This is a genomic window from Exiguobacterium sp. s63, from assembly GCF_018617335.1.
Lineage (GTDB): Bacteria > Bacillota > Bacilli > Exiguobacteriales > Exiguobacteriaceae > Exiguobacterium.
On record NZ_JACSKB010000001.1, the window covers coordinates 1130952 to 1144540 of the forward strand.

The 13589-nt window shown below is 48.8% G+C and carries 14 protein-coding genes; 3 read left to right on the forward strand and 11 right to left on the reverse strand.

What is annotated here, in order from left to right; all coding sequences use genetic code 11:
• Positions 1 to 60: 60 nt before the first annotated feature.
• The 8 genes from KNO90_RS05665 to ypfJ all read right to left on the reverse strand — a co-directional run bounded on the left by KNO90_RS05665 (position 61) and on the right by ypfJ (position 7806).
• Complete coding sequence (locus tag KNO90_RS05665; protein WP_214742156.1) at positions 61 to 1338, reverse strand: dicarboxylate/amino acid:cation symporter; 1278 nt, start codon at positions 1336 to 1338, stop codon at positions 61 to 63.
• 156 nt (positions 1339 to 1494) lie between these two features.
• The gene (locus tag KNO90_RS05670; RefSeq protein WP_215113194.1) at positions 1495 to 1998 is read right to left on the reverse strand and encodes a YwhD family protein; all 504 of its coding nucleotides are present in this window, start codon (positions 1996 to 1998) and stop codon (positions 1495 to 1497) included.
• A gap of 55 nt (positions 1999 to 2053) precedes the next feature.
• Complete coding sequence (locus KNO90_RS05675; protein ID WP_215113195.1) at positions 2054 to 3103, reverse strand: DUF871 domain-containing protein; 1050 nt, start codon at positions 3101 to 3103, stop codon at positions 2054 to 2056.
• Positions 3104 to 3162: 59 nt separating this feature from the next.
• A complete protein-coding gene (locus tag KNO90_RS05680; protein ID WP_214742159.1) occupies positions 3163 to 4536 on the reverse strand; it encodes a PTS transporter subunit EIIC in 1374 nt (457 codons plus the stop codon).
• A 13-nt stretch (positions 4537 to 4549) separates the two neighbouring features.
• On the reverse strand, positions 4550 to 5443 hold the full coding sequence (murQ, locus tag KNO90_RS05685) for an N-acetylmuramic acid 6-phosphate etherase (RefSeq protein WP_215113196.1): 894 nt from the start codon (positions 5441 to 5443) through the stop codon (positions 4550 to 4552).
• A 100-nt stretch (positions 5444 to 5543) separates the two neighbouring features.
• A complete protein-coding gene (locus KNO90_RS05690; RefSeq protein WP_214742161.1) occupies positions 5544 to 6011 on the reverse strand; it encodes a GNAT family N-acetyltransferase in 468 nt (155 codons plus the stop codon).
• Positions 6008 to 6856 carry a MurR/RpiR family transcriptional regulator gene (locus tag KNO90_RS05695; protein ID WP_215113197.1) on the reverse strand — a complete coding sequence of 283 codons (849 nt, stop codon included), beginning with the start codon at positions 6854 to 6856 and terminating at the stop codon, positions 6008 to 6010. Before KNO90_RS05695 ends, KNO90_RS05690 begins: the two co-directional genes overlap by 4 nt.
• Before the next feature lie 95 nt (positions 6857 to 6951).
• Entirely contained in the window at positions 6952 to 7806 is an 855-nt protein-coding gene (ypfJ, locus tag KNO90_RS05700; protein WP_214742163.1) for a KPN_02809 family neutral zinc metallopeptidase, read from the reverse strand.
• A 148-nt stretch (positions 7807 to 7954) separates the two neighbouring features.
• On the opposite strand from ypfJ, the gene KNO90_RS05705 reads away from it, so the two are divergent.
• Positions 7955 to 8143, forward strand: coding sequence for a 2-hydroxymuconate tautomerase (locus tag KNO90_RS05705; protein ID WP_012727443.1), 189 nt, complete (start codon positions 7955 to 7957; stop codon positions 8141 to 8143).
• A 50-nt stretch (positions 8144 to 8193) separates the two neighbouring features.
• Here the strand turns inward: KNO90_RS05705 and KNO90_RS05710 are convergent, their stop codons facing one another.
• The 3 genes from KNO90_RS05710 to KNO90_RS05720 are packed head-to-tail and all read right to left on the reverse strand — an operon-like array spanning position 8194 to position 11773.
• On the reverse strand, positions 8194 to 8847 hold the full coding sequence (locus KNO90_RS05710; protein WP_214742164.1) for a hypothetical protein: 654 nt from the start codon (positions 8845 to 8847) through the stop codon (positions 8194 to 8196).
• 21 nt (positions 8848 to 8868) lie between these two features.
• A complete protein-coding gene (locus KNO90_RS05715) occupies positions 8869 to 10455 on the reverse strand; it encodes a Na/Pi cotransporter family protein (RefSeq protein WP_215113198.1) in 1587 nt (528 codons plus the stop codon).
• A 22-nt stretch (positions 10456 to 10477) separates the two neighbouring features.
• Positions 10478 to 11773, reverse strand: coding sequence for an HD domain-containing protein (locus tag KNO90_RS05720; protein WP_214742166.1), 1296 nt, complete (start codon positions 11771 to 11773; stop codon positions 10478 to 10480).
• A gap of 107 nt (positions 11774 to 11880) precedes the next feature.
• Here KNO90_RS05720 and KNO90_RS05725 point away from each other — a divergent pair, with 107 nt between their 5' ends.
• Together KNO90_RS05725 and KNO90_RS05730 are read left to right on the forward strand one after the other, a co-directional pair.
• A complete protein-coding gene (locus KNO90_RS05725; protein WP_215113199.1) occupies positions 11881 to 12723 on the forward strand; it encodes a lipoate--protein ligase family protein in 843 nt (280 codons plus the stop codon).
• An 8-nt stretch (positions 12724 to 12731) separates the two neighbouring features.
• Complete coding sequence (locus KNO90_RS05730) at positions 12732 to 13577, forward strand: DegV family protein (protein ID WP_214742168.1); 846 nt, start codon at positions 12732 to 12734, stop codon at positions 13575 to 13577.
• Positions 13578 to 13589: the final 12 nt, after the last annotated feature.

Below are 13589 nucleotides of genomic sequence, written 5' to 3' on the forward strand. Positions count from 1 at the left end.
AATCACTCTTTCTATGCACAAAATAAGGACCATGACAGATCGTCATGGTCCTTTACTATATCATAGTGATGAAGAAGACGTTGCGCCTGCTTCATCCCACGAGTCTTCGTCGACAGGTGGTAGATGCTTTTCTTCCAATTTCGAAACGACAACCGCACACGCCGCATCCCCCGTGATGTTGACCGATGTGCGAAGCATATCGAGAATACGGTCGACCCCGATGATGAGGGCAATTCCCTCTACCGGCAAGTTGACCGACTGTAAGACGAGGGCAAGCATGACGAGTCCGACTCCTGGTACACCCGCTGTCCCGATGGAAGCGAGAACGGCTGTGATGACGACCGTCAATAATTGCGTAATCGTCAAGTCAGATGCGAACACCTGCGCGATGAAGATTGTCGCAACACCTTGCATGATCGCCGTTCCGTCCATGTTGACGGTCGCACCGAGTGGTTGCACGAACGATGAAATCGAGCGCGGCACGCCAAGTTTCTTCTGTGCGACTTCCATCGATACTGGAAGCGTCGCGTTTGACGATGAGGTCGAGAATGCAAACGTCATGGCCTCATAGAAGTTTTTAAAGAAGAAGACCGGGCTCATTTTCCCGATGAAGTATACCGCTGCCCCATATACAATCGTTGCGTGTAAGAATAGCGTCAAGACGACGGCAGCCATATACCACGCCATGGCGACAACCGCATCGAGACCAATTCCTCCGATTGCGGAAGCAATCAATGCAAACGCCCCATATGGCGCGAGCTTCATGACGATATGAATGAGGTACATCATGATGCGATCGCCCTGCTTCACAAATTGACGCCACGTTTTCGCCTTATCCCCTAGGGCGATTAACGCAAACCCAATCAATGCTGCGAAGACGATAATTTGTAGCATGTTCCCCTCAGCGAGTGCTGTAATCGGATTCGTTGGAATCATATTGACAAATGTCTGTACGATATTTGAAGAATCCTCAGTCGCTGTTGATTCAAATTCAAGTCCTGTTGTCGCAAAGTCCCCACGTTCCCCTGGTTGTAGGACCGATGCGACACCCATTGCCAACATAATGGCAAGCGCCGTCGTCACTAAGAAGAATAAAATCGACTTCGTTCCGACCCGACCTAGCTCTTTCGGGTCCCCGAGACCCATGACGCCTAAAATAATCGAGAAGAAGACAATCGGGACGACTAACATTTTAATCAGGTTCAAAAAGATTGTTCCGACCGGAGATAGAATATATGGATTCACAATCTCATAAATATTATCCGGCAAGCCCGCCAATCCGAGACCAACTACAACACCTAGCGCGAGACCGATTAAGATTTTTTTCGTTTCGCTCATCGTATCACCCTTTCTATTTTTCACAATGTAGTCAGTATATCATAATACTGAATTTTCATACAATTACAAATGAATATCTCTTCAGTTACATTTTTTATTGGAATTCCCAAAAAGTTGAAACAAAAAAGATTGGAGACGAAACATCGTCCAATCTTTTTACTCGGCGCTTAAGCGCTCGAGCTCTGCATGCAATTCAATCGAGTTCTCCCAAATCTCAGGACGGTGTTCCTGTAAGAAACTCGCCAAGACGTTCCGGGACGGAGCGTCCATCATGTCGATTAAAATCCGACCCTTTAGCGATTTGTCCATTTGATTGACGTGATACGGCAATAGTTTATAGCCTCGTCTCGCTTCGACATCCACTAGCATGTCACATGCCGCGACTCCGCCGTAGTAGAAGCCTTCCGGTTTTCGACCGACCGTCACCCACACGATCCAGTACGGTTTCCCGTTCGGTACCGCTTCCGGGTCCGTCAAAAACTTGATCCGTTTCTCGATGGCCGATTTGGCATGCATCGCCCCCATGTCGATTGTCGCAGTACCTGCATCAACATCGATGATCACCGGAGACATGTTATTTAAGCTAAGCGAACCGACACCAAAACCACCGTGACCGTCCGTCGCATCGTCTGAAATGATATTAAAATTAATGTCTTTCATGTTCCACCCTCCCCCTCTACTGTACACAATGATATAGGATGGTGGCAATCCTGAGTCACACCCAGTCGATTTGAAAGCGTCCACCTGGACCAATCTGTTCAATCAATGAACAATCTTCTTTAATGACTCGTCCGATGACATTGACGCGCTCATCCGCCGGTAAATCTCGCTTCGTTATTTGCAGTTCTCCTGCATAACGACCGTAACGTTCATTGTCGATCGTGATACTGCCGAGCACTCGTTCTTTTATATCTCGCGGTTGAATCAAATGGTTCCCAGGCCGTCCATACGCTCTCGATTCGACCGAACGGATGACGTCCCGGGCCGGGTCCATCCGGTTCGTATGACTGGTTATAAGCGAATCATCATGATTTCGTGTGGTCGCTCGAAGAACGATGACGCCCTCGTCGTACGCCTGAAACTGTCGCATCGTCTGATCTGTCACACGCGGGTCACCAATCAAGACGCGATCGACCGTTTTATGCAAATCAAGATAACAAGAAAATGGAGATTTCCAACGATGTTCTTCAAGTGTAGGCAACGTCTCATGTAACGGTCCACGTAACTGTCCATTTCCCGGGATGAATGCTTGTACTTTGATTCCTCGTGACCGGAGCCAACGATTTTTTTCATCAAACCATGTACGGTCCAGCCCCGTTTCCGGACGAGGATAAAAATTATGCCACGCTTCGACGCGTTCTCGTTGTAATCCATACCGATGCATCTCTTCAAGTTCCGTTTCTGTGAGCGTACTCGCATTGAGGGCGATCATCATACGTCGTGACAAGTCTGCCACTTGTTTCGGTGTGACGCCATAGTCGACACGTAACCCGGTGACGCCCCACTCCAACAGCGTATGGGCATCGTCCCAGGTCTTACCGAGCGCCCGTAGAGACGATGGGGCGATATCCGCCACGAGCTCCATTTCAAGACGTTTCGCTAACGCACCTAACTGCTGGAGTCGTTCCGTGTAGATTGTCGGATCGTCTTCCGGAATATGAAGCGACGTAAAGATGCTCGTGAAACCACTCTCTCGCATACGTTCCATCCAAGCAATTGAATCGGGTGTCAGTTCATCGCCTAAGTATATTGAAATTCCTCTCATGTGAATCCCCCTTTCCGAAAGTAGAGAAAAGATGACTCGATTCGAGCCATCTTTTCTTGTTAAATCCCATCCGCCATCTCTTCTTTGAAACCGAAGAAATAAGTGAACAAGAAACCTGCCGTATACGAAATCAATAGTCCGGCGATGTACGTCAAATACATGCCATTATCAATGAGCGGTGTGAGCGATAGACCGGATACACCGATTCCGAGCGCCGCTGTTTTCATTGTCGCTTGGAAAGCCCCACCGACAGCGGCCCCGAGACACGCTGTCAAGAACGGACGTCCGAGGGGAAGCGTGACCCCGTACAGGAGAGGCTCACCGATTCCGAGGAAACCTACGGGGATGGCCCCTTTGATAATATTACGAAGGCGTGGGTTGCGTGTCTTCACAAAAATCGCAAGCGCAGCTCCGACTTGACCCGCACCAGCCATCGCCAAGATTGGGAGAAGGGCCGTCGTCCCAACCGTGTTCAACAGTTCCAAATGGATTGGCGTCAACCCGTGATGCAATCCGACCATGACGAGCGGTAAGAAGAATCCGGCCAAGAGTGCCCCTGCGACGGGTCCCCCAAATTCGAGCGTCGCATTGATTCCTCGCATGATACCGTCTGACAATACGCCAGCGACCGGCATGATTGCATAAAGCGCTGTAAATCCAACGATGAGGACAGTAAAGAGTGGTGTGAAAATAATATCAATGGATACCGGCATGAAGCGACGAATGTGTTTCTCGATATACGTCATGAGCCAACCGGCAAAAATAACTCCGAATAATCCACCACGCCCAACGACGAGCGGTTCCCCATAAATGACGATATCCGCGAGGAGCGGGTTGAACAGAATTCCCCCGGCAATCGCCCCGAGTACCGGGGTTCCTCCAAACTCTTTTGCCGTGTTCCACCCGACAAGGATGGCCAAATACGCGAATACCGTGCTTCCGAGCACGAGTAGGATCTGCATCCACGTCTCCGTCCGGTCGACGCCGGCGTTGACGGCAAAGTTCGCAGCCCCGTTAATGATCCCCGAGGCGACAAGTCCAGGAATGAGCGGGATGAAGATGTTCCCGAGGCGACGAAGGAATCGTTTAAACGGTGACTTTTGCTTTTCTTTCACCTTTTGGCGTTCGACCGCCGCACGTTCCTCTAACGTCAAATTCGCATCCACTGACTCTTCCCCGATCGCAAGTCCCGTCTCATGACTCATATAATCCGCGACCCGGTTCACGGTACCTGGACCGACGACGATTTGTAGCGTCTCATCATCGATGACACCCATGACCCCGTCAATCTTTTTCAGTGCATCAATATCTGCCTTCGTCCCATCCTTTAGCGTCAATCGGACACGCGTCATACAGTGCGCGAGTTGACGGATATTTTCTTTCCCCCCGACATGTGCGAGGATATCCCGTGCTAAAACCTCTTCTTTCTTCATCTCGATCTCCCCCTTATAGCGCCTCGCGGACGAATCCGTTCGCGCACTCTAATCGTTTGACAGCCTCCTCATAAGAGACATTCGCTAAAATCATGACGATTGCCGTTTTGACGTGCCCTTTAGATGACACAAAATAACGCGCGGCCGTTTCCATGTCGACCCCTGTCGCTTCTGCAATCATCCGTTTGGCACGCACTTCTAACTTTTCATTCGTCGGTTGCACATCGACCATCAAGTTTTGATACACTTTGCCTACTCCAATCATCGACGTCGTCGAAATCATGTTGAGAACCAATTTTTGTGCTGTTCCCGCCTTCAATCTCGTTGAACCGGTCAATACTTCCGGTCCTGTCTCCACTTCAATGGGATAATCCGCATGTCGGCTGATGATTGCATCACGATTACATGATATCGAAGCAGTAGTGGCACCGATCTCTCGTGCGTAATCGAGACCTCCGACCACGTATGGTGTTCGACCGCTCGCTGCAATCCCCACGACCGTATCCTCAGCTGTTAAATGAAGCGCTTTCAAATCTTTGACCGCCAATTCCTTACTGTCTTCCGCTCCCTCAACGGCCTGAATGAGCGCACGTTCGCCACCTGCAATCAATCCGATGACTTGATCGGGTGACACGCCAAACGTCGGCACACACTCTGCAGCGTCTAAAATCCCTAAACGTCCGCTTGTACCTGCCCCAATATAAATCAAGCGACCGCCTTTACGAAAGGATGCGATGACCCGCTCTACGACTTGTGTGATGACCGGGAGTTGCTCTTGAATCACTTGAGGGACTGTTTGATCCTCTGCATTCATAATCGTCAATCGTTCCTCAATCGACATCTCGTCTAGGTGCATCGTTCGTTCATTCCGTCTTTCTGTAGCCAATTTATCTAGCATCGCCACCATCCTTTCTTCTCTATGATTTCATCGTACTACATTGAAACTTAAAGTCAATTTATTATTTAATATTTATGAAATTTAGTTTCAATTACCACAAAAGAAAAACTCACTCTGGGCGAATGAGTCGTTTCTTCAAGACGTGCACGCGAGTCCCTTTATTCGTGACCGAATCCTTTTCATATACGTACCCGTTCCGTTTCCAAAATCGCTGTGCCCTCTCATTATGAGGAAGCACCCCTAACCGAAATTCCGTTTGATATGGACGCATATATTGATCTTCCAATTGATCATACAACGTTTGCGCCAAGCCCGTCCCGTGAAGAGATTCTTCAACGACGAACAAACCAAGCCAAAGCGAACCATCGACCGGGTGTTTTTTCAAGAGGTCGGCAATTGCCACGATCCGCTCTTTGTCGCGAAAAATCAGGCTAACGGTACCTTCTTCTTCAAAATCCGCCACGTTCTCGTCACGAAACATCTCGACAGATTGTTTATTCAACCGAGCGAAGGTATGTTGACACATTAAAAAATCTTCTAACGCCAGTCGATCCTCGGCAGTGTATAGTCGAATCATCGGCGCAATTTCACCATCTCATCCCGGGCTTCAGCGTATCGATCAATCAACCCTTCTCCCTTTCGGTGCAAGAGACCCATGTATAATGTATCGACAATCGTCAATTGCGTCATCCGTGAGGCGATACTTGCGATTCGGAAGTCACTCTCAACGTTCGGTGTGCAGAGTCGTACGTCCGCTTCCCGATAGAGTGGTGATTTATCTAAATTGGTGATGGCGATGACAGGCACTTGTTTCTTTTTCGCAAATCGAACGAGTTCGAGTACATCTTTTGTTCGTCCTGACGTGCTGATTGCGACGAATACATCAGACTTTCCTAAATGCGGAATCAGCGACAGCATATAATGAAAATCCGGAGAGGTAGTGGCCGCATAGCCAAGTTTTGTGAATTTATAGTGTGCATCGATGGCTGCCGTTGATGAACCACCGACCCCATAGAAGACGACACGATTCGCACGCGCGAACAAATCTACCGCATGTTCGAGCTCTCGTTTATCCATCGCTTCGGCACATGCTTCGATGGCTACCTTGTTCACATGAATGACTTTTTGGAACGAGTCATACGGTGTATCTTTTTGCTGGAGGACGTTGAAGTCCGTCAATGTCGTCTCCGTGACGGCCAAGTCTTTCACAAGGGCTAGTTTAAATGCTTTAAAACTATCAATCCCGACGACTCGAGCGAAACGAACGATACTCGCCTCGGACACATCCGTCTTTTGGGCAAGTTCTTTTGTTGTCATGTTTGGAATGAGCGTTGAGTGGGACAAAATATAATCTGCGATCTTCTTTTCGACCGCTGTCATATCCTCTTTCGCTAAATCAATTTTCGTAAGTAAGGATTCCATCGGGTCATCCCCTTCCTGCTACTATTGTCCCTTTATGATAGCGGATTCTTTCCTCATATTCCAATCACCTAAAAAAGGTCGAGCGTACGCCCGACCTATAAATTGTTCGAATTGAACGTGTCCCCGCCTTGAATGGCACCGTTCTCGAACCCTTTTTCAAACCATCGCATACGTTGTTCCGACGTCCCGTGTGTAAACGAATCCGGTGTCACATATCCACGTGACTGACGCTGTAACGTATCATCCCCAATTTGATGGGCGGCGTTCATCGCTTCTTCGACATCCCCAGCCTCAAGATAGCCGAGTCCTTGTGCATGATGGGCCCAAACGCCCGCGTAATAGTCTGCCTGTAACTCGAATCGGACGAGATAACGATTGAACTCGGTCTCACTCATCTCGTTACGAAGCGGCATAATCTCTTCAGTCGTCCCGAGAAGCGTTTGGACATGGTGTCCGACTTCGTGGGCGACAACATAGGCCATCGCAAAATCACCTGGTGCATTGAAACGTTGGCTCAGTTCATCGTAAAAGCTCAAATCGATATATAGATTTTGGTCGCCAGGACAATAGAACGGACCAACGGCAGACCCAGCAATGCCACAAGCGGATTCAACTTGTCCGGAGAATAGGACGAGCGTCGGCTCTTCATACGTCATCCCGTTTTCAGCGAAGATGTCGGTCCATACTTCTTCCGTATCTTTTAAGACGACCGCTACAAAGTCTGCCATCTCCTCTTCCCTTGCCGTTCCTGTATATGCTCCTTCTGATTGAGGTTCCCCGAGTCCGATATTATTGACGATGTCCGTTGTACTGCCCCCGTTCAACAATGTAAAGACGATGACGAGAATCAATCCGAGGCCACCACCGACTCCGGCAATGCCCTTTCCTCCGATGCTACGCCCGCGTCGATCCTCAACGTTCCGGCTCTGTTGTCTCCCTTTCCACTTCATCCCGATTCCTCCTACATTCGCTCTGTCTTGTTTATTACCCCAAATCCAGTAAAAGTGAGCTCATGTTTCTCCATAGATGAGAATTTTCTTTTCTAGAGGATGTGGATTCACTACAATGAAAGAGACTTCATAAAAGGAGGAACAACCCATGCCTTATGTAACGGTAAAAATGCTCCCAGGTCGTACTGTAGAGCAAAAACGTGCGTTGATTGAAAAAGTAACGGACGCCGTCTCCGAAACGACGAACGCGCCAAAAGAGAACATCACCGTCTTCATCGAAGAGATGGATGCGACACATTACGGTCAAGCCGGTGTGATGCATGCGGATAAGAAATAAATGACGAACGGACTCCTAATATGGAGTCCGTTTTTCGTCTAAGCACCGTATCAACAATGTATCCGTTGAACTTCTTGAATCTTCGCTTGTAGCCCACAAAGAACCTCTTCAATGAAATCATCAACCTCTTCAGGAGACATATACATATATGTATGTTGCGGGTCGAACGGATGTGTCTCGTAAAAGGATGTGATGTTCTGAATTTGTTTTTTCGTCTGTCCTTGAGGAAAAAACGGTAAGACGTCTGCGAACGACGTGATGTGACGGAAGTCCGTCCAAAAGATATGATTCGGATGTTTTGCCAAGTACTCAAAATCAATCCCATACCAGTCCGTTTTGACTAAACGGGTATAGTCTGGTGTCCCGGCGATTGCCTTTACAATCGGTTCTTCCTTTTTCGCACGTGTTAACCGCACCCAATATTCGTCTGTGACCAGATGAAAGTAGTAACCGACTAAATAAGACCATTCGGCGCTCGTATATCGCTCAGGGTCGGTCAAGTATGTCTTTTTGAACAAGTCGGACGAGATCCCGTTCTCCGTTTTGAAATGCGTGATGGTTTTCGGTGGTTCAGGACGTCCGTCCGCTCCGACCAGTCCACAATCCGGACCGATATTCCCAACTAAAAAAGATAGACGGTCAAACGAGGAATCCGTCTCAAGAATCCTCTCCGCTATTCGAAAATGCGTCACCCATGTTGCCATTTTTATTCCTCCATTTCTCATTCAATCTTCCCTATTCACGTCGAACCGCTCGCTCGGAACAGTCGGTTTAATCAAGTGACGAGTCGCTCGCCAGATGTGGTAGCCGATACGGTCGAGCCAAAGCAACACTTGCACTTTTTGTATCGTCAGGTCCATCTCCATTTGGTTCGCCGCTGTTTCTTCTAACAGTTCCGAACGATGTGCTTTCCGATACTCCGCCAGTTGTTTCGAGGCCTGTTTCCACATCTTCGAATCTTCCGGCGGCGTGTGATGATTCAGTTGATTCACAAGGTCAAGTTCATGTAAGACCAGCTCTCGTGCCGTCAAAAAGTCGGTGTCCCGAAGTGCGTGGACCGGTTCGACCTCTCGCAAGACATACAACCAGCGTTCGAGATGATCAATTGTATGCAAGAGGGAGAGATGTTGGCCATAATCATTTTGTTTCCCCTCATCCTCAAGACGAATCGTACTTAAAAAGACGCGAACATCGCTCAACGTCTTATCGACGAGGATCAATTCATCCTCACGAAGACGCCCCCCACGGACGAGCAACTCGGTCTCGTTCCCTAAATAACGTTCGATTTCGAGTAGGGAACGTCGCGCCGCTTCCAAAGCAACGGTCGGGAGTTGCGACATATTTTTGTCGAGCAGACGCGTCAATTTTTCAGAGCGACTCGGAATCCACTTCAGTAATCGACGCGCAAACGGCTTATAAAACGGCAAAAATAGGAGCACCCCGAGTAAATGGAAGGTTGTATGGAACAAGGCAAGGCGTAACAAATCGTTCCAGTTGAACCAATCCGCTACTCGGTTCACCACAGAGAAGAGAACAGGGAACGTGAGCCACCCGATGAGGACAATCGATACATGGTAGATGGCGTGAGCCAACACGATACGCCGCGCAGATTTCCACCCTCCAAGCGAACCGAGTGCCACGACAAGGCTCGTCCCCGCACTCTGACCGAGCACCAAATAAGCAGCCTGCGGGAGTGAAATCGCCACTGTCGCAAGGGCCGTCATCGTTAACACGAGTCCAATCGTCGACGACTGAAGGACGGCGGTCATCATGAACCCGATTCCAATCAGAACGGCCTGATGCAGAACGGTCATCTCACCGGCCGAGCCAAACGAGAACGTGACGACATCCCGCATCGCTTCTTGTAGCGTCCCAATGCCAACAAAAATCAACCCGATACTGACGAGAAACAGTCCAACACGGCGAAGGCGCGGACGGGAGAGACGAACCGCCATCCCGATTCCAATGAGCGGCAGAAACAACTGGCGCACGTCTAAATTGTAGCCGAGGACGGCAATGATCCACCCGGTCGTCGCACTCCCTACATTGGCCCCAATGATGAGCGGCAACGATTGTGTGAACGTGAGGAGTCCTGCACTCACAAACCCAATCGTCATCAACGTCGTGACCGAAGAAGATTGGAATAAGGCTGTTAACATTGCACCGAGTGCCGCTCCGGATATCGATCCGTCGGTGAACTGATTCAACCGATGACGTAATCGTGTCCCCGCCCATTTTTTGAGCGTATCCGTCAGTAACATCATCCCGAGTAAAAAAATCCCGATTCCACCAATCAGTGTCGCAATCTCCATCGTGTCACGCCCCTTTGCGTGTTCAATCGTCTTTTAATGTTGATAATATCCACGATTTTTCGTTCGCATGATCTTTTAAATTCAACAACACATCTTCCGGGTAATAGATTTTCTCATCCGACTGCCTCGAGTTCAAAATCGATTGAACGAGCATCGAAACCTCTGAAATCTCTTTGCGCTCCCCGTCATTCATCTGTAGATAAATTCCTTCATACTTACCCTGCCCTTTGTATAAATCATAAGGTAGCTGACTCAACTGGTCTTCAAGCAGATAGTATGTCGGCGGTAGCCCGATCGTCTCCATCGTCTGTCGCAGGCGCTCCATATAACGGACGCGATTCGCTTCCGGGAAGTTTTTATATTTTAATAATCGGCGATTCACGAAACGACTTGAAAGATCAGCTAAAATGGCATCGTCTTCCTCCATCCATTCTTGGAAATAGAAGTAGACGACCGTCTCGTCCAATTTCAAATATTGTTCGAGTGACATACCCGTTCGTTCAAAAATCGGCAAGAAATGTTTCGGCGTCATGTTAAACTTATAACCACTCTCATAGAGTTCCTGCGCCCGCTCAAGAATCGCTTTTAAGAGAAGATCACTCGACCGTGTCGCCGGATGCAGGTATACTTGCCAATACATTTGATAGCGCCGCATGATGTAATCTTCAATCGTATGCATACCCGACTGTTTGACCACGACTTGGTCTTCATCCGGGCGCAAGACGCGTAACATGCGTTCTAAGTCAAACTTTCCATAACTGACACCCGCAAAGTGAGCATCGCGCAATAAATAGTCCATCCGGTCAACATCAAGCTGCGAGCTGAGCATATTGACGATCAAGCGATTCGGATGCGTCTTGTTGATAATCGAGGCCACTTCTTCCGCAAACCCGACACCCATCTCAGATAACACCTTATTGACTTCGGTATCCCCTAAAATGATTCGTTCCGTCCACACTTCATGCCGAACGGAAAAGACGTGTTCGAACGCGTGCGAGAATGGACCGTGTCCGACGTCATGTAAGAGCGCTGCCGCTAACAATAACTCACGGTCACGGTCGTCCCATTCCGGGTATTGTTGGAACTGATCAATCAACTGGCGTGCGATTTCGTATACGCCGAGCGAATGATGGAATCGGGTGTGCTCCGCCCCATGAAACGTCAAAAAAGACGTACCGAGTTGTTTGATGCGACGCAACCGCTGAAATTCTTTCGTATTGATCAGCTCCCAAATGAGGTGATCGTAAACATAAATATATCGATGTACCGGATCCTTAAATACTTTCGAGCCAGATAGTTGTCCTCGTGACGAGTACATGACATGCCCTCCTACGTTTCGTTATGTTCTAGATTCGACTTCAAACGAATCGTTCCCTCCATGCTATAATGAGAAGGAAAATTTTTTGTGAAAAGGAATTAATGTATATGATTCATCCATTATTAAGACAACCGAGCTATCGCATCATCGATCAGTCGAGTCTCGGCCCGATGTTTCAAGCGGAACAATCGTTTGCGACCGATGATACGTTATGCGCGTCAACGCAAGAACGAGGTGCCGTTTTGCGCACATGGGTGCACACTGACACGATTGTCCTCGGAATCCAAGACGCCCGACTGCCACACCTAAAAGAAGGTGTTCGTTATCTACGTGAGCGAGGATTCCGTCCCGTCGTCCGAAACTCAGGCGGGTTAGCCGTCGTGCTAGACGATGACGTCCTCAACCTTTCTTTAATTTTACCCGAGAAGGACGGGATTCAAATCGACAGCGGCTATGAGGCCATGACCTCGCTCATTCAACACATGTTTCAGGATGTCACGAATGACATCGTTCCCGGTGAAGTCGTCGGTTCATACTGTCCGGGAAGTTTCGACTTGTCGATTGACGGTAAAAAGTTCGCCGGCATTTCGCAACGACGCGTTCGTGGCGGTGTCGCCGTTCAAATTTATTTGAGCGTGAGACAGAGCGGGAGCGCACGTGCTGAAATCATCCGCGACTTTTACGACCTTGCCATCCAAGGGGAAGCGACGAAGTTCACGTACCCGACCATTGTACCGGAAACGATGGCTTCGCTTGAAGACTTGCTTGGGATTCCACTCACCGTGCAAGATGTCCTGACTCGGGCCTACCGCGTTCTTTCCACTGTCAGTTCGCTCCAAAACGCGACATTAACGGCTGACGAACAAACGATGTTCACAAGTCAGCTCGAACGCATGTGGAAACGGAATGAACCGTTACGCGACATTGAACAACAATTAACAGAGGAGTGATTCATCCAATGTTTAAACTGATTACAGATACCGGTGCTGATTTGACTCACGATCAAATTATCGAATTCGGTCTTGAGATTTTACCGCTCGGTGTCATCATCGACAACGAAGAATTTTTAGACGGGGAAACGATTCAATCCATCGAAGTGTACGAAGCGATGCGTCAAGGCAAGACGCCGAAGACGTTCCAAATCGAGGCATCACGAATCGAACATTGTTTCCGTCAACACCTCGAGTCTGGAATCCCGTTCTTATATCTCGCTTTCTCCGGAGAACTCTCCGGTACATACCAAACCGCTGTCATGGTCGGTGAAATGTTGAAAGAAGAATATCCGGACAGTTCATTCAAGGTTCTCGATACACGGACAGCCTCTGTCGGACAAGCATTGTTCGTCAAAACGGTCGCAGCGTATAGCCAAGATCATACGTATGAAGAAACAGTGGAATATGCTGCTTCTCTCGTCGGCAAAGTCCGTCACTTGTTCACGGTCGAATCGCTCGAATATTTGATGCGAGGCGGACGTGTGTCGAAAGCGAGTGCTTTTATCGGAGACTTATTGACGATTCTACCGTTATTGACGGTCGAGGACGGCAAGCTCGTCCCGATTGAAAAAGTACGCGGTCATAAAAAGGTCATGCGCCGTATGGTCGAATGGACGATGGAGTCGAAGTCACTCGTCGAGAACGGGGACCTCTTCATCGGTCACGGTGACGACCTTGAAAAAGCGGAACAGTTCGAGAAGATGGTCCTTGAACATGTTCAACCGAAACACATCACGAAAACACTTGTCGGCTCTGCCATCGGTGCCCATACCGGTCCAGGTCTACTCGTCATCGCCTATTTAGAGGCATGAAAAATGAGCTCT

What these genes read in the sequence shown, in the direction of transcription:
- KNO90_RS05665 (WP_214742156.1), bottom strand. Translation starts at nt 1,338, where the DNA reads ATGAGCGAAACGAAAAAAATCTTAATCGGTCTCGCGCTAGGTGTTGTA.
- KNO90_RS05670 (WP_215113194.1), bottom strand. Translation starts at nt 1,998, where the DNA reads ATGAAAGACATTAATTTTAATATCATTTCAGACGATGCGACGGACGGT.
- KNO90_RS05675 (WP_215113195.1), bottom strand. Translation starts at nt 3,103, where the DNA reads ATGAGAGGAATTTCAATATACTTAGGCGATGAACTGACACCCGATTCA.
- KNO90_RS05680 (WP_214742159.1), bottom strand. Translation starts at nt 4,536, where the DNA reads ATGAAGAAAGAAGAGGTTTTAGCACGGGATATCCTCGCACATGTCGGG.
- murQ (WP_215113196.1), bottom strand. Translation starts at nt 5,443, where the DNA reads ATGGTGGCGATGCTAGATAAATTGGCTACAGAAAGACGGAATGAACGA.
- KNO90_RS05690 (WP_214742161.1), bottom strand. Translation starts at nt 6,011, where the DNA reads ATGATTCGACTATACACTGCCGAGGATCGACTGGCGTTAGAAGATTTT.
- KNO90_RS05695 (WP_215113197.1), bottom strand. Translation starts at nt 6,856, where the DNA reads ATGGAATCCTTACTTACGAAAATTGATTTAGCGAAAGAGGATATGACA.
- ypfJ (WP_214742163.1), bottom strand. Translation starts at nt 7,806, where the DNA reads ATGAAGTGGAAAGGGAGACAACAGAGCCGGAACGTTGAGGATCGACGC.
- KNO90_RS05705 (WP_012727443.1), top strand. Translation starts at nt 7,955, where the DNA reads ATGCCTTATGTAACGGTAAAAATGCTCCCAGGTCGTACTGTAGAGCAA.
- KNO90_RS05710 (WP_214742164.1), bottom strand. Translation starts at nt 8,847, where the DNA reads ATGGCAACATGGGTGACGCATTTTCGAATAGCGGAGAGGATTCTTGAG.
- KNO90_RS05715 (WP_215113198.1), bottom strand. Translation starts at nt 10,455, where the DNA reads ATGGAGATTGCGACACTGATTGGTGGAATCGGGATTTTTTTACTCGGG.
- KNO90_RS05720 (WP_214742166.1), bottom strand. Translation starts at nt 11,773, where the DNA reads ATGTACTCGTCACGAGGACAACTATCTGGCTCGAAAGTATTTAAGGAT.
- KNO90_RS05725 (WP_215113199.1), top strand. Translation starts at nt 11,881, where the DNA reads ATGATTCATCCATTATTAAGACAACCGAGCTATCGCATCATCGATCAG.
- KNO90_RS05730 (WP_214742168.1), top strand. Translation starts at nt 12,732, where the DNA reads ATGTTTAAACTGATTACAGATACCGGTGCTGATTTGACTCACGATCAA.